This is a genomic window from Kitasatospora sp. NPDC005751, assembly GCF_040630835.1.
Classification (GTDB): domain Bacteria; phylum Actinomycetota; class Actinomycetes; order Streptomycetales; family Streptomycetaceae; genus Kitasatospora.
In genome coordinates this window covers 40,874-56,408 of record NZ_JBEXYC010000021.1, presented here as the reverse complement: position 1 = coordinate 56,408, position 15,535 = coordinate 40,874, and the positions used below count along the sequence as shown (strand labels likewise).

12 protein-coding genes are annotated in these 15,535 nt (G+C 74.9%); 10 read left to right on the top strand and 2 right to left on the bottom strand.

The window, feature by feature from the left end:
- Nucleotides 1-63 precede the first annotated feature (63 nt).
- From ABZ497_RS20250 to ABZ497_RS20230, 5 genes are all read left to right on the top strand, one after another.
- On the top strand, nucleotides 64-1,176 hold the full coding sequence (locus tag ABZ497_RS20250; RefSeq protein WP_359807068.1) for a VOC family protein: 1,113 nt from the start codon (nucleotides 64-66) through the stop codon (nucleotides 1,174-1,176).
- Between the two features lie 32 nt (nucleotides 1,177-1,208).
- Complete coding sequence (locus ABZ497_RS20245) at nucleotides 1,209-2,123, top strand: phytanoyl-CoA dioxygenase family protein (RefSeq protein WP_359807066.1); 915 nt, start codon at nucleotides 1,209-1,211, stop codon at nucleotides 2,121-2,123.
- Nucleotides 2,120-3,169, top strand: coding sequence for a thiamine pyrophosphate-dependent dehydrogenase E1 component subunit alpha (locus tag ABZ497_RS20240; protein WP_359807063.1), 1,050 nt, complete (start codon nucleotides 2,120-2,122; stop codon nucleotides 3,167-3,169). The genes ABZ497_RS20245 and ABZ497_RS20240 overlap by 4 nt, the downstream gene beginning before the upstream one ends.
- Nucleotides 3,166-4,128, top strand: coding sequence for a transketolase C-terminal domain-containing protein (locus ABZ497_RS20235; RefSeq protein WP_359807060.1), 963 nt, complete (start codon nucleotides 3,166-3,168; stop codon nucleotides 4,126-4,128). Before ABZ497_RS20240 ends, ABZ497_RS20235 begins: the two co-directional genes overlap by 4 nt.
- Before the next feature lie 74 nt (nucleotides 4,129-4,202).
- Nucleotides 4,203-4,994: a DUF3050 domain-containing protein gene (locus tag ABZ497_RS20230; protein ID WP_329491289.1), complete on the top strand. Its 792-nt coding sequence runs from the start codon at nucleotides 4,203-4,205 to the stop codon at nucleotides 4,992-4,994.
- Between the two features lie 158 nt (nucleotides 4,995-5,152).
- Here ABZ497_RS20230 and ABZ497_RS20225 read toward each other — a convergent pair whose 3' ends face one another.
- Nucleotides 5,153-6,502 (bottom strand): acyltransferase, encoded by a 1,350-nt coding sequence (locus ABZ497_RS20225; protein WP_359807057.1) that lies wholly within the window; start codon nucleotides 6,500-6,502, stop codon nucleotides 5,153-5,155.
- Between the two features lie 226 nt (nucleotides 6,503-6,728).
- Here ABZ497_RS20225 and ABZ497_RS20220 point away from each other — a divergent pair, with 226 nt between their 5' ends.
- The 3 genes from ABZ497_RS20220 (at nucleotide 6,729) to ABZ497_RS20210 (ending at nucleotide 10,880) form a co-directional block, all read left to right on the top strand.
- Nucleotides 6,729-9,095, top strand: a complete 2,367-nt coding sequence (locus ABZ497_RS20220; protein WP_359807055.1) for an FHA domain-containing protein — start codon at nucleotides 6,729-6,731, stop codon at nucleotides 9,093-9,095.
- A 94-nt stretch (nucleotides 9,096-9,189) separates the two neighbouring features.
- Nucleotides 9,190-9,804 carry a hypothetical protein gene (locus tag ABZ497_RS20215; RefSeq protein WP_359807053.1) on the top strand — a complete coding sequence of 205 codons (615 nt, stop codon included), beginning with the start codon at nucleotides 9,190-9,192 and terminating at the stop codon, nucleotides 9,802-9,804.
- Between the two features lie 92 nt (nucleotides 9,805-9,896).
- Nucleotides 9,897-10,880, top strand: coding sequence for a serine/threonine-protein kinase (locus tag ABZ497_RS20210; RefSeq protein WP_359807179.1), 984 nt, complete (start codon nucleotides 9,897-9,899; stop codon nucleotides 10,878-10,880).
- Nucleotides 10,881-10,899: 19 nt separating this feature from the next.
- Here ABZ497_RS20210 and ABZ497_RS20205 read toward each other — a convergent pair whose 3' ends face one another.
- On the bottom strand, nucleotides 10,900-12,243 hold the full coding sequence (locus ABZ497_RS20205) for a streptophobe family protein (protein WP_359807051.1): 1,344 nt from the start codon (nucleotides 12,241-12,243) through the stop codon (nucleotides 10,900-10,902).
- A 202-nt stretch (nucleotides 12,244-12,445) separates the two neighbouring features.
- On the opposite strand from ABZ497_RS20205, the gene ABZ497_RS20200 reads away from it, so the two are divergent.
- Both ABZ497_RS20200 and ABZ497_RS20195 read left to right on the top strand, forming a co-directional pair.
- Entirely contained in the window at nucleotides 12,446-13,840 is a 1,395-nt protein-coding gene (locus ABZ497_RS20200; RefSeq protein WP_359807048.1) for a DUF6777 domain-containing protein, read from the top strand.
- A gap of 192 nt (nucleotides 13,841-14,032) precedes the next feature.
- A complete protein-coding gene (locus ABZ497_RS20195) occupies nucleotides 14,033-15,505 on the top strand; it encodes an MFS transporter (RefSeq protein WP_359807045.1) in 1,473 nt (490 codons plus the stop codon).
- Nucleotides 15,506-15,535 lie beyond the last annotated feature (30 nt).

Sequence of the window (15,535 nt, the reverse complement as noted above, 5' to 3'; positions counted from 1 at the left end):
AGCCGACCCGGCCCGGCGCGGCGCCCCGGCCACCCATCATTCGCCACCCCCGGGGAGCACCCGTTGTCCATCCAGTCCATCACCCATGTCGAGTTCCACTGCGCGGACGCCGACAAGACCGCGGCCGGCCTCCGTGCCGACTTCGGCTTCGTGCCCGATGAACGCACGCCCGACGCCCGGACGCCCGAAGCCTGCACGCCCGATGCCCACACGCCCGAAGCCCACACGCCCGAAGCCCGGACGTCGGCGGAGCAGGCGCCCGGGGGGCCGGCCGCCGGGCCGGACGGCGTACGCACCGTCCGGCTGCGCCAGGGCGCCATCCGGCTGCACCTCGTCTCCGCCGCCGACCCCGCCCACCCGGTCGCCCGGTTCGTCGCCGTGCACGGCGACGGCGTCGGGGTGATCGCGCTCGGCTGCACCGACCCGCAGGCCTCGCTGGAGCGGGCCGAGCGGCACGGCGCCCGCGTCCTGGACCGGGCCGGCGGCCTGGTGGCGGGCTTCGGCGACGTCGCCCTGCGGTTCGTCCCCGACACCGCCGCCGGGGCGGCCTCCGACCCGGCCGCGGAGGCCGCCCCCGGCGCCCTGCTGGACGCCCTCGACCACGCCGCGATCTGCGTCCCGGCCGGCGAACTCGCCCCCGCCGTGCGGTTCTGCGAGGCCGCGCTCGGCCTCCACCGGATCTTCGGCGAGTACATCGAGGTCGGCGAGCAGGCGATGGACTCCAGTGTGGTGCAGAGCGCCTCCGGCGAGGTCACCTTCACCCTGATCGAGCCCGACACCTCCCGCCGGCCCGGCCAGATCGACACCTTCCTGGCCGACAACGAGGGCGCGGGCGTCCAGCACCTGGCCTTCCGCACCGGCGACATCGCCACCGCCGTGCGCACCATCCGCGACCGCGGGGTGGAGTTCCTCACCACCCCGGGCGCCTACTACGACGCGCTGGCCGAGCGGCTCGGCGGGACGGCCATCCCGGTCGACACGCTGCGCGAACTCGACGTGCTGGTCGACCAGGACCACGGCGGGCAGCTCTTCCAGATCTTCCTGCGCTCGACCCACCCGCGCCGGACCTACTTCCTGGAACTGATCGAGCGCCAGGGTGCGGGCACCTTCGGCACCGCGAACATCAAGGCCCTGTACGAGGCCGTCGAGCGGACGAACGCCACCGCCTCCGTCTGAGCAACCCCCGCCCCGCAGAAGGAGGCCCCCGCATGACCACCGCACCCGAGTTCCGGCTCACCGAGGCCGAGCGCGCACTGCTGCCCACCCTCGAGGAGGTGGCGGGCTACCTCGAACACGGCTGGTACCTCTCCCGCCGGCTGTTCAGCGACGAGGAGCTGGACACCCTGCAGGCCGCCACCGAGAAGTACTACGAGGGCCACCGCGACCGCGAACTCGCCGTCCGCCCGCCGAACCTCGCCGCCTGGACGCCGGAGCACGGCCCGGTCCAGCGGCACAACGACTACGTGCACTACGAGAGCGACGCCATCGGCGCGATCCTGCGCAAGCCGCTGCTGGGCGCCGTCGCCGCGCTGCTGGCCGAGGCCGAGGAGATCCGGGTCTTCCAGGCGACGCTGATCTACAAGCCGCCGGTGCCCGAGGAGCCGACCAACCAGGTGCCCTGGCACTTCGACAAGCACTACTGGCAGACGTCCAGTTCCGACCGGATGCTCACGGCCTTCCTGCCGTTCCACGACTGCGGGGTGGAGAACGGCACGATCACCATGATCGACGGCAGCCACCGCTGGCGCGAGCTGGACTCCGGCGAGGACTCCACCCGGCACTTCGCCCACCGCGACCGCTCCGAACTGGAGTCGATCCTGGCCGCCAACGCGCACCACAACGGGCAGCAGGTGCGCAAGGTCCCGATCGAGATCCCGCGCGGGCACGTCAGCTTCCACCACTGCCGGACCTACCACGGCAGCGGCGCCAACCTGTCCGACGCACCGCGCCGCGCCGTCTCGCTGCACCTCCAGGACGGCGGGAACGAGTACCGCCACCACCTCAGGCCGGACGGCGGCACGGTGGTCTACAACCACGACGTGGTGGTCCGCCGCACCGCCGACGGCCGGCCGGACTACGCCGACCCGGACATCTGCCCGACCCTCTGGCGGGGCACCCCGTGACGGCGGTCGGCGGCACCGCCACCACGGCGGCCCCGGCGGGCCCGGTCCCCCGGCCGGGCGCCGCCGGGCCCGCGCCGCTGGGCACCCCCGAGCAGCGGTACCGGATGCTGCGGCTGATCCGCGGCTTCGAGGAGCAGGCGCTCACCCTGGTGAGGTCCGGGGTGATCACCGGCGGCATCCACCCCTACATCGGCCAGGAGGCCGTGGCGGTCGGCGTCTGCGCCGCGCTGGGCCCGGGCGACCGGCTCACCTCCACCCACCGCGGGCACGGCCACGTGCTCGCCCGGGGTGTCGACCCCCGCCGGCTGCTCGCCGAACTGGCCGGCCGGGTCGACGGGTTGAACCGGGGCCGGGGCGGCTCCATGCACGCCGCCGACCTCTCGCTGGGCATCCTGGGCGCCAACGGCATCGTCGGCGCCGGTGCGCCGATCGCGGTCGGCGCCGCCTGGGCGGCCCGGCAGGCCGGCGACGACCGGGTGGCGGTCTCCTTCTTCGGTGACGGCGCGCTCAACCAGGGCGTCCTGCTGGAGTCGTTCAACCTGGCCGCGATGTGGCGGCTGCCGGTGGTCTTCGTCTGCGAGAACAACGGCTACGCCACCACCCTGCCGGCCGCCACCGCGGTCGCGGGCAGCGCGGTCGGCCGGGCGGCCGCCTTCGGCATCCCCGCCGTCACCGTCGACGGGATGGACACCGAGGCCGTCCGGGCCGCGGCCGAGGAGGCCGTCGCCCGGGCCCGGTCCGGCGGCGGCCCGGGCTTCCTGGAGTGCCGCACCTACCGCTTCGAGGGCCACCACACCATGGAACGCCGGATGAAGCTGCGCTACCGCACGCCGGAGGAGGTGGCCGACTGGCGGGCCCGCGACCCGCTGCCGCGCGCCGCGGCCGCGATCGGCGAGGTACGCGCCGCCGAGCTCGACGCCTCGGTGGCGGCCGAGCTGGCGGCCGCCGAGCAATTCGCGCTCGCCTCCGAACTGCCCGATCCGGAGGGCGCGTTGGACTATCTGTACGCCGACGGACGGCGGCCGCGGGCGGGAGCGACGGGATGACCAGACTCTCCTACACCAAGGCGCTGAACCGGGCACTGGCCGACGAGTTGGCCGAGGACCCCGCGGTCTGCGTGTTCGGCGAGGACATCGGCGCCGGCCTGGCCGGTCCGACCCTCGGGCTGCTCGACCGCTTCGGGCCCGGGCGGATCGTCGACACCCCGCTCTCCGAACAGGCCTTCACGGCGATGGCGATCGGCGCGGCGCTGAGCGGCCGACGGCCGGTGATCGAGTTCCAGATCCCCTCGCTGCTGTTCCTCGTCTTCGAGCAACTCGTCAACCAGGCGCACAAGTTCTCCCTGATGACCGGCGGCCAGGCCAGTGTCCCGCTGACCTGCGTGGTCCCCGGATCCGGCTCCCGGGACGGCTGGGCGGGCCAGCACTCCGACCATCCCTACAGCCTGTTCGCGCACGCCGGGGTGAAGACGGTGGTGCCCGCCACGCCGACCGACGCGTACGGCCTGCTCCGCTCGGCCGTGCGCGACCCGGACCCGGTGGTGGTGTTCGCGCCGGCCGCCGCGCTGGCCGTGCGCGAGACCGTCACCTGGGCGCTGGAGCCGATCCCGCTCGGCTCGGCGCGCGTCCACCGCACCGGCACCGACGTCACCCTGGTCGCCGTCGGCCACCTGGTGCACGACGCGCTGGCGGTCGCGGAGGAGCTCGCCGACGAGATCTCGGTCGAGGTGCTCGACCCCCGTACGCTGCACCCCTTCGACTGGACGGCGCTGGCCGCCTCGTTGGAGCGCACCGGCCGGCTGGTGGTCGTCGACGACTCCAACCGCAGCTGCGGCATCGGCGCCGAGGTGCTGGCCACCGCCGCCGAGGAGATGCGGCTGATCGCCCCGCCCCGCCGCGTCACCCGCCCCGACGGCGCCGTCCTGCCGTTCGCCCCCGCCCTCGACCGCGCCCTCCAGCCCGGCCGGGAGCAGCTGCGGCACGCGCTGCGCGCCGTCATGAAGTAACCCGAGGGTGCGCGCCCCCTGTCCGGCGCGCACCCCTCGTGGCAGAATCCCGTTCCCCCGTGAAGGAGCTCCACATGTCCACCAGCCGTTACCACTGGGACCGTTCGCACCCCGGCCTGACCGGTCTCCAGGAGGCCATCGACCCGCTGCGCCGCGAGGTCGTCGGCCACACCGTCTACGGCGGACTGACCAGCATCGGACACGTGCGCACCTTCCTGGACCGGCACGTCTTCGCCGTGTGGGACTTCATGTCGCTGCTGAAGAGCCTGCAGCGCGAGCTGACCTGCGTCGACGTGCCGTGGGTCCCGAACGGCCCGACCGCCAGCCGCCGGCTGATCAACGACATCGTGCTGGTGGAGGAGAGCGACGAGCTCGGCGAGGGCTTCACCAGCCACTTCGAGCTGTACGTCGAGGGCATGCGGCAGGCCGGCGCCGACCCGGCACCGGTCGAGGCCTTCCTGGAGCTGCTGCGCGCGGGCACCCCGGTGCCCGAGGCGCTGAAGACCGCCGGGGTGCCGCAGGCCGCCGTGGACTTCACCGCGACCACCTGGGAGATCATCGAGAACGCGCCGGTGCACTGCCGCGCGGCCGCGTTCGCCTTCGGCCGCGAGGACCTCATCCCCGACATGTTCGCCCAGGTCATCAGCATCGACGACCCGGACGGCGCGCTCACCGTGTTCAAGGACTACCTGGCCCGGCACATCGAGGTGGACGGCGAGCAGCACACCCCGATGGCGATGCAGATGCTGATCGACCTCTGCGGCGACGACGACGCCAAGTGGGCGGCCTGCGCGGAGACCGTCCGGCTCGCGCTCAGCGCCCGGGTGCGGCTCTGGACGGCGATCGAGGAGGCCTTCCCGGCCTGACCGGCACCGGGACGGTACCGGAGGGCACGGGAGGGCACGGGAGGGCACGCACCGCCTTGGTGCCCTCCGGGCCTCCGGAGCCCCGGACCGACGCGAGGGGGTGGGCCCGACGGCCCACCCCCTCGTCGGCGTCGCCGTTACGCGGCGGCCCGACCCGCTCAGAGCACCTTCGCGAGGGTGGTGGCCAGCTCGGGCAGCACGTCGGCCGGGTCGCGGTGGCGGTGCAGTGCTGCCCGCCCCTCGGCGCTGCGCAGCCGGGCGGCCAACCGGGCCGGGAGCACCGCCGTGGTGAGCGCTCCGGCCCCGTGGAACCCCTCCACCGTCCAGGAGACCCACGGCAGCGGATAGTTGGCGGCCGGACTGAAGAACACCGGCCGGTAACCCTGGAAGGCGATCCGGTAGGCGCCGAACCGGCTCCAGTTGGAGAAGCTGAACCGGCGGTGCTCCGGGTCGAAGCCGAGCGGCACACAGTCGCGCAGCCGGGACCGCCCGATCGCCTCCAGGAAGGCCAGATTGGAGCGGAGGTTGAGGTGCCCGTCGGCGAACCCCTCCAGCGCCTCGCGCAGGGCGGCCGCGAGGGCCGCCGGGCCGTCCTGCGCCGCGTGGGGCAGGTGGACGTCCCCCAGCAGGTTGCCGACCAGGGTCGGCGGCAGACCGAGCGGGCGGCGTGCGTTGACCGGGACGGTGAGCCAGCGGGTCTCGCCATCCTCGTCCAACTCCCGCACCGTACTGACGACATGGGCGCAGAGCACGTCGCCGGAGGAGAGTCTTCGCCCTGCTGTCGCGCTGAACTCCTCGCGCATCCGGGCGAGTTCGGCCTCGCCGAAGTACAGCTGGACGGTCCGGTTGGCGCGCGGCCCGGCCGCCACCGCAGCGGCCAGCACGGCGGCCTCGGCCGGGCCGGGCAGTCGGAACCCGGGCCGCCCGCAGTCCTCGGCGGGCAGCACCTTGCCGAGCAACGCGTCCTGGTCCTCGACCAGTTCGGCCTCGGGCAGCTCCTCGCCCTCCACTGCGGCGGACCAGGCCCGCATCAGCAGCATGAAGCTCTGCAGGTCACCGATCGCGTGGTGCCAGGAGCAGCCCAGCACCGTGCCGCCGGCCGAGGGCCGGGTGATCCGGACGGTGAGCAGCGGGACGCCGCCGGCCCGGGCGGCTGGGGCGTCCACCGGGTCGACCAGCGCGGCGCCGGCCGAGGTGACCCGGCCCATCGCCTCCGCCAGCGTGCCGTCGACGTCGTAACTGTCCATCGGTACACCGGAGTCGTCGCAGACGGCGGTCAGTTCGTCGCCGTCGGTGCGCAGCCGCCCGGCGAACGCCGGGACCTGCGCCAGTGCCCGGGCGAGGCCGGCGGCGAGCCGGTCCTCGTCCAGGGTCTGTTCGAAGAAGAGGACCACCGAGACCGAGAGGTCGGCCAGCATGGTGTCCATCAGCCCGCAGCGCAGGCGGGTCCCCGGGGCCCGGCCGGCCCGGACCAGCCGGGAATCGCGCAACTGCGGCCAGAGACTCATCGGTCCATCCAGGGGCTCGCGGGGGGCCGCCCGGAGCGCTCCGGGCGGCGGGCAGACGCTCCGGACGGCGTGGCAGACGCTCCGGACGATGGGGCAAACGATAGGGCAGCGGCCCGCTTCCGATCCAGTGGTCCAGTCCAATTGACTCGGCCTGGTCAAGGGCGGGAACGCCCCCGGAGCCCCGCCGGGAACGCCGGGCCGCCCCGGCCGGACTAGAATCCGAACCATGGGAGAGCGCGCAGGCGCGCCCGTCGCGCCGCCTCTGGTCCTCGTCACCGACCGGGACTCGCAGCTGATCGATCCCGGCCGGTCGTACCACGTCGGCCGCGACCCGACCAGCGAGATCGTCATCGACGACCCGCGGGTCTCCTGGCACCACGCCGTCCTGCACACCAGTGACGGCCACTGGCTGCTGGACGACGTCGGCAGCACCAACGGCACCTTCACCGACGGCCGCCGGATCGACCACCAGGACGTCGGCCCCGGCACCCGGCTACGGTTCGGCAACCCCGCCGACGGCCCCTCCGCGACCTTCGCCGGGCTGCCCGCGCCGGCCGGCCGCGAGCGGCCGTCGCTGATCGCCCCGCAGGCCTCCGGCGTCTTCCGGCAGCCCAGCGCGATCATCCGGCTCCCGGGCCGGACGGTGCGGATCGGCCGGGCCGACGACAACGACCTCGTCCTGGACGACCTGGTGGTCTCGCGCCACCACGCCGAGCTGCGCACCCTCCCCGACGGCGGGCACGAGATCGTCGACCTCGCCAGCCACAACGGCACCTACCTCAACGGCCGCCCGGTGGTCCGGGCCCCGGTCGGGCCGGCCGACATCGTCGGCATCGGCCACTTCGCGCTCTGCCTGTCCGGCGACGAGCTGGTCGAGTACACCGACACCGGCGAGATCTCGCTGGACGTCCAGGGCCTGGTGGTCCGGGTCGGCCCCGACCGCCGGGTGCTGCTGGACGGCGTCGGCTTCCCGCTCGCCGAGAAGGCCCTGCTCGCGGTGGCCGGGCCCAGCGGCGCCGGCAAGTCCACCCTGCTCAACGCCCTCACCGGGCTGCGCCCGGCCGACGAGGGCACCGTCCTCTACGACGGCCGCGACCTGTACCGCGACTACGCCGAACTGCGCCGCCGGATCGGCCTGGTGCCGCAGGACGACATCCTGCACACCCAGCTCACCGTCCGCCGCGCGCTCTCCTACGCGGCCGAACTGCGCTTCCCCGGGGACACCACCAAGGCCGAGCGTGAGGCCCGGGTCGACGAGGTGATCCACGAACTCGGCCTGGACAGCCGGGCCGACCTGGTGATCTCCAGCCTCTCCGGCGGCCAGCGCAAGCGCGTCAGCGTCGCCCTGGAGCTGCTGACCAAGCCCTCCCTGCTCTTCCTCGACGAGCCGACCTCCGGGCTGGACCCGGGCATGGAACGCTCGGTGATGACGATGCTGCGCGGCCTCGCCGACGACGGCCGCACCGTCGTGGTGGTCACCCACAGCGTCCTGAGCCTGTCCGTCTGCGACCGGCTGCTGGTGCTGGCCCCGGGCGGGCGGACCGCCTACTACGGGCCGCCCGGCGAGGCCCTGGAGTTCTTCGGCTACTCCGAGTGGCCCGAGGCCTTCGAGGCCTTCGAGAGCGAGGACCACGCCGCCTGGCAGCGCAGGTTCCTGGCGTCCCCGCAGTACCAGCGGTACGTCGCCGCCGGCGCGGTGCCGGGCGTCCCCGCCGGGCGCCCGGCCGCGGTCGGCGGCAACCCGATCGGACGGGAGAAGCCGCAGGGCTGGTTCTCCCAGCTGGGCACCCTGGTCCGCCGCTACACCGCGGTGCTGGCCGCCGACCGGCTCTTCCTCACCGTGATGATCGCCCTGCCGTTCATCATCGGCGTGATGTGCCGGGCGATGGCCGGCTCCCGGATCTCCCCCGACAACGCCATCAACGTGGTGCTCACCCTGTGCATCGGCGGGCTGCTCACCGGCTCCGCCAACGCGGTGCGCGAGATCGTCAAGGAACGGCCGATCTACCAGCGGGAACGGGTGGTCGGGCTCTCCAGATCGGCGTACCTGGTCTCCAAGGTGGTGGTGCTCGGCACCGTCACGGTGGCCCAGGCGGCCGTGCTGACCACGGTCGGCCTGGCCGGGGTGGACCTCAGCCCGACGCTGCCCAACGGGGTGACGGTGCACAGCGGCGTCGTGCTGCCGGCGCTCCCCGAGCTGATCCTGGCCGTCGCGATGCTCTCCTTCTCGGCCATGATGCTCGGCCTGCTGGTCTCCGCGCTGGTCCGCAAGGAGGAGGCCACCATGCCGATGCTGGTGCTCCTCTCGGTGGTGCAGATCGTCTTCAGCGGCGCCATGCTGAAGCTGCACGGGGTGCCCGGCCTGGAGCAGTTCGCCTGGCTGGTGCCGTCGCGCTGGGGTCTGGCCGCCATGGCCCAGACCGTCGACCTGCACACGGTCTTCCCGACCGCGATCACCGCGGACCCGCTGTTCCGCCCCGACCGCACCCGCTGGCTGCGGTGCCTGGGCATCCTGGTGGGCCTCTCGGTGGTGCTGGGCGGCGCCGTGCTGGCACTGCTGCGCCGGCAGGAGCCCTCGATCATGCGGAAGTGATCGGATGCGCGCGACCGGGACGCGGATGTGCAGGACGCAGGTGATCAGCTGGAAGTGATCACGCAGAAGTGAACGCCTCCGATGGACGGAGCCCATGGACGAATTCGCGTTCCGCCCGACCCATGTCGCCCCGCCGGACGGGATGGCCACCTGGACGGCCCCCGACCCGGCGCAGCCGGCCGCCCGGCTGGACCCGCTGCTGCCGGTCCAGCTGATCGCCCGGCAGGGTGACTGGGGGCACGTGCTGTGCTCCAACGGCTGGGCCACCTGGGTGGACGGCCGACTGCTGATCAACCTCCCGACGGCGCCGCCGGACGCCACTGGCCCGCCGGCCCGGACGGCCGACCCCCGCCCGGCGCTGGCCGAGGCCGAGGGCGCACTGGCCCGCTACCGGGCGCTGCTGGAGGACCTCGCGGCCGGCAGCGCCGATCTGGAGACCTTCCGGGACCGGGCCCGCGGCCTGCGGATCGGGCTGGTCGTCGACGGCGAGGCGCTCTGGCTGTTCGACCCGGTGCACGACCGCTGGTGCTACTGCGACGGCCTCCAACTGCAGACCTACGCGGCGCCCGGGCGGCCGAACGCCTCCCCGGCCGCGACCCCGCGCCCGGCCGCCTCGCCCCCGCCCGCGCCCGGCCCGGCGCCCTCGCCCTCGCCCGCGCCCGGCCGAGCCCCCACCGGGTACGAGCCGACCCGGACGGGTGAGCCGTGATCCCCCCGGAGGAGTCGGGCAGCGGTGAGCCCACCGGACCGCCGCCGCCGTCCGGCTCGCACACCGAGGAGGTCCCCGGTCTGCCGTCCGGCATGGTCGGGCGGCGGGTGGCCGGCTACCGGCTGGAGGCCGAGATCGGCCGGGGCGGCATGGCCGTCGTGTACCGGGCCAAGGACCTGCGGCTGGGCCGGACGGTCGCGGTGAAGCTGCTGGCGCCGGAGCTGGCCCGCAACGAGGTGTTCCGCCAGCGATTCATCCACGAGTCGGAGGCCGCCGCCGCGATCGACCACCCGCACATCATCCCGGTGTTCGAGGCCGGCGAGACGGACGGGATCCTGTTCATCGCGATGCGCTTCGTGCACGGCGGCGACCTGCGCGGGCTGATGAACCGGGGCGGCGCGTTCACGGTCGGCCGGGCGGCCCGGCTGGCCCTGCAGATCGGCTCCGCGCTGGACGCCGCGCACGACCAGGACCTGGTCCACCGGGACGTCAAGCCGGGCAACGTGCTGGTCGCCGCGGGCACGGACAGCGAACACCCGGAGCACCTGTACCTGGCCGACTTCGGCCTCACCAAGAAGTCGCTCTCGCTCAGCGGCCTGACCACCGTCGGGCAGATCGTCGGCACCCTGGACTACGCGGCGCCCGAGCAGATCTCCGGACGGCCGCTGGACGGCCGCTGCGACCAGTACAGCCTGGCCTGTGTGGTCTTCGAGATGCTGGCCGGGACGCCGCCGTTCCGCCGGGAGAGCGACCTCGCGCTGCTCTGGGCCCACCTCAACGACCCGCCGCCGACGCTGCGGGACCACCGCCCGGACCTGTCCGCCGAGGTGGACACCGTGGTGGCCCGGGCACTCGCCAAATCACCCGAGCAGCGGTACGCCAGCTGCCTGCAGTTCGTCGCCGAGCTGCGCGCCGCCACCGAGGCGCCCGGCCCCGCCACGCCCTGGCTGGCGGACGGACCGGCCACCCAGGTGCTCCCGGCGTACGGCGGCGGCGCGGGCGGGCCGTACGTCTCGCCCCCGGTGCCCGAGCCGCCGGACTGGGCGACGCCGGTCGTCCACCCCCGGGGACGCTGAGGCGCGGCGGTCCCGGCCGTCAGCCGCCGTCTGCCGCGATCTCGCCGCGCCTGCTCCGGTGGGCCGCCAGCAGACCGCCGAGCAGGCCGGCGACCAGGCCCCAGGCCGCCGCCAGCGGCACCAGCAGCCAGAGCTTCGGGTCGAGCACGAGCGAGCCGCCGCCGAGGCCCGCGACCGGGTTGGTGTCGCCGAGCACGGAGCCGAGGAGGTCGCCCAGCCCGCCGTCCCCGGCGCCGACCCCGAGCACCGAGAGGCCGTAGTCGGCGGAGACCCGGGACCAGACGCCCACCAGCAGCATCGTCACGGCCGCGGCCGCGCCCAGCCGGACGGCGTGCTGCCAGAGCCGGACCCCGCGCGGGGAGCGGTAGGCGGTGAGGAAGCCGGCCGCCAGCAGCAGCACGGCCGTCAGCGGCAGCAGCCACCAGACCCGGCCGTCCTGCTCCGCGAGGGTGCTGAGGCTGATGGTGGCCGACTTGCCCTCGGGTGCGCGCAGCACCTCGGACAGCGACTCCGGCACGGGCAGCCCGATCGCCCCGACCAGGTGGCCGTGCCACTCGGCGCCCATCCCCAGCCCGAGGGCGAGCCAGACCAGGTTGGGCAGCGCCAGCAGGAGCAGGGCCAGCGTCGCCCGGGCGTCGCCGTGCACGACGGCGGTGACGAGCCCCGCCACCAGGCCGAGCACCACACAGGTGAGCAGCACCAGCAGCATCGCGAACGCGGCCGGCCGGACGGCCTGCTGGAACGGCACCAGGCCGCGCGGCAGCGGCGCCCGGCGGGAGACCGCGAAGGTGGCCGCCAGGACCACCAGCAGCCAGAGCAGCCCGAGGCCGATGGTGCTCAGCGGCTCCGCGTGGAAGCCGATCTCGGGGGTCAGGCCGAGGGCGCCGCCGAGGTCCTGGACGAGGTCGTCGCCGAGCGGGACGACGAAGGTGTGCCGGGCGGCGAGGGTGATCAGCACCAGGGCCACCACCCAGACGGCCGCCGTCCGGGCCACCCGGCCGAGCAGTTCGGCGCCGCCGGCGACCGCCCGGAAGCGCAGCTGGCGCAGGAAGACCTCCGCCATCACCAGGGCGCCGACCAGTCCGACGGTCAGCGGCATCGCGGTGATCCCAGCGTCCACCTGGGCGAAGAAGCCCGCCCCGCCGTCGAGCTGCACGGAGCCCCCGACGGCGAGCGCCAGCGCACCGGCCAGGACGTACGGGAAGCCGCCGCCCGGCAGGGAGCCGGCGCCGGCGGCCCAGAGGCCGAGGGCGGCCACCGCCGCCATCGCGGCGATCCCGGCGAGGACGACCGCCGACGCGTCCAGCCAGCCGCGCATAACGCCGGGCGGGCCGGGCGCCGTGGTGGGGGGCTCCTGGGGCATGCGGGCTCCTGGTGGACTCGGGTGCCCCCCTCGCGTCTGAGTCCAGCGTCACCCAGGACCGGGCCGCGCGCGCTGTGTGCGCACGGCGAGCCGGCGGTGGCGTGCTGTTGCGGCGGTTGCCGGGCGGGGGCAGAAATGGAAGCCAGTGGCAGGAGCCTTCTGTGCCGGTCGTTTCGCCGGCCGCCCGCGAAACGGAGCCTCGATGAGTTCCCAACCGCCCCTCTCCGGGCCCCCGTCCGGCCCGCCGTCCGGCCCGCTCTCCGGGCCGCCGTCCAGCGGCCCGCCGGGACCGCCGTCCGTTCCCCCGTCCGGGCCGTCCGGGCCGGGCGGCTCCTCGGCCGGTGGGCCGGGCGGGCGTCCGACGCCGTGGTGGCGGTCCCGCACGAAGCTGGCGCTGGCCGGGGGCACCGCGGCGCTGGCCGTGCTGGCGACGGTGCTGATCGTCAACAGCGGCGGCGGGAGCGGTACCCCCAGCGATGCCATCCCGGCCGCGAACGAGGTGGCGCTGCAGACTCCGGGCGATCCGGGACCGGCGCCGTTCACCCAGTCGGTCGAGACCACCGCGGTCTCCTCTCCCGCGTCGGCCCCGGGCAGTCCGGGCGGCGCCACGAAGAGCACCGCCGCGGCCTCGCCGAGCGGCATCCGCACCGTGCAGGGCTCCTCGGCCGGGCTCTACGCCGGTGAGAAGTCCAAGCCGGCCTGCGACGTCGAACGGCTGATCTCCATGACGTCGACCGGGGACACCGGCCGGGCCTGGGCGGCCGCCCAGGGGATCGAGCAGTCCGCCATCCCGGGCTATCTGCGCTCGCTGACCTCCGCCTACCTGCGGGTGGACACCCGGGTCACCAACCACAGCTACAAGGGCGGGGCGTCGGTCGCCTACCAGTCGGTGCTGCAGGCCGGCACCGCCGTCCTGGTCGACGCGCAGGGCGTACCGCGGGTGCGCTGCAGCTGCGGGAACCCGCTGAAGCCGCCGGAGCTGGTGAGCGACGCCAAGTACACCGGCAAGTCGTGGACCGGCTTCCAGCCGTCCTCGCTGGTCATCGTGGTGGCGGCGCCGAAGCCGGTGACGGAGCTCGTCCTGGTGGACATCACCACCGGTGGCTGGTTCGCCCGGGTGACCGGGCAGATCAAGGTGGTGGACAAGACGGTCCAGCCGCCGGAGGTCCTGGTGCCGGGCATCCCGCCGGCCGCTCCGATGAAGCCGGTCTCCCCGTCGGCGTCGATGTCGGGCTCCACCTCGGGTTCGGGCTCGCCCTCGACCTCCGGCTCGACCTCGGGCTCGACCGGTCCGTCGACCGGGTCGGCCTCGGCCTCCAGCTCCTCGGGCACGCCGTCCGGGCCGTCCTCCGGCCCGTCGTCCTCGGCGAGCACCGGTTCGGCGTCGGCCTCGTCGTCGACCAAGTCCGCCGGCCCCACCTCGTCCTCGCCGCCCGGCCCGTCCACCGCCAGCGTGACGCCCTCCACGGCGACGGCGACGGCGTCCGCGAACTCGGCGACGGCGTCCGGGCCGACGGTGGCCACCGCGACCTGTGCGACCGTCGCGCCCTCGACCCTCCCGCCGTGCCCCGGCGCCTCGGGCAGCACGCCCAGCTGACCGACCACTCCCCCGCAGCGGCGGGGCGCCTCGGATCCACCGGGCGCCCCGCCGCTGCGTCACGCCGTCCACCTTTATAGTTGGATTATCAAACGCACAGCGCTACAGTGAGTCGCGATGTCAAACCCACGCCCTTGGGAGCTCTCGTGACCGCCCCCCGCACCGCCGCGCCCCGCACCCCGGAGGTGCCCGATGCCGCGCACTGACCGCACCGGGACCGTGCTGCTGGCCGCCTGCCTCGGCCTCTTCACCGTCTTCATCCAGACCACCCAGACCATCGGCACGCTGGGCGCGGTCCGCGCCGACCTCGGCCTCGACGCCGCGGACCTGGTCTGGATCCCGAGCATGTACACCCTGGTGGTGGCCTCCGTCGTACTCGGCGGCGGCGCGTTCGCCGACCGCTGGGGCCGCCGGCGGATCTTCCTGCTGGGCGCGCTCGCGATGGGCGCCGGCGGGGTGGTCCTGGTGTTCGCCGGGAGCCTGTCCACCGTCCTGCTCGGGCAGGCGGTGGCCGGACTCGGCGGCGCGCTGATCACCCCCAGCTCGCTCGCCCTGGTGACCGACGCCTTCCCCGACCCGCGCCGGCGGGCCGGCGCGATCGCCGCCTGGGCCGCCGCCTCCGGCCTCGGCCTCGCCCTCGGGCCGATCACGGCCGGGCTGGCGCTGCGCTGGTCGACCTGGCACACCGCGTTCTGGCTCGGCCCCGTGATCGCCGCGCTCGCCGGCGCCGCCGCCCTGTTCGGCGTGACCGAGTCCCGGGCCGAGGGCGTCCGCCTGGACTGGCCCGGGCAGATCCTCGCCACCGGCGGGCTCGCCCTGCTCATCTACTGGCTGATCGACGGCGGCCACCACAGCTACCTCGGCGGCGCCCCACTGGCCGCCGCCCTCGGCGCGGCCGTCCTGCTCGCCGCCTTCGCCGTGGTCGAACTCCGCCGCACCCACCCGCTGCTCGACCTGCGGCTGATGCGCGACCCCTCGTACAGCGCGGCGCTGCTGCTGGCCGGCACCGTCCTGTTCGGCTTCGTCGGCCTCGCCATGCTCCAGGTGCTCTGGCTGCAGCAGGTGCGCGGACTGACCGCGCTCCAGGTGGGCGTCCAACTCCTCACGGAATTCGGCATGTTCATCCTGGCCTCGGCGGTCGCCGGGATCCTCGGGCCACGGTTCGGCGCGGCCCGGCTCATCATCACCGGGCTGCTGCTGGCGGCGGCGGGCGCCGGCCTGTTCGCCACCGTCGAACCGGCCGACGGGTTCGGCGGCTACGCCCCGGCGCTGGTGCTGTTCGGCTTCGGCTGCGGCCTGGCCGGCGCGCCCTCGACCGCGCTGGCGGTCGGCCATGTGCCGCGCGGCAAGGAGGGCGCGGCCGCCGGCACGGTCAACGCCGCCCGCCAGGTCGGCGCGGTGCTCGGCACCAGCGTCCTCGGCACCCTGATGACCAGCCGCTTCGGCGAGCGGCTCGGCGCCCTCCGGAACCCGCGGCCGCAGGACGTGGCCCAGGCCTTCACCGACGCCGTAGGCCGCGCGGCCTCGGTCGCCGCGATCGTCCTCCTCGCCGGCGCGGCCGCGGGCGCCCTCCTCCTCGCCCTCGCCCGGCGCCGCCGTCCCGCGCCGAGCCCGGCGGAGCCGGAGCCGGCCACCCTCACCGCGGTGCGCGCCTCGAACACCTGACGCTTCGTCGCCCCCGCGCGAGCGGATCCC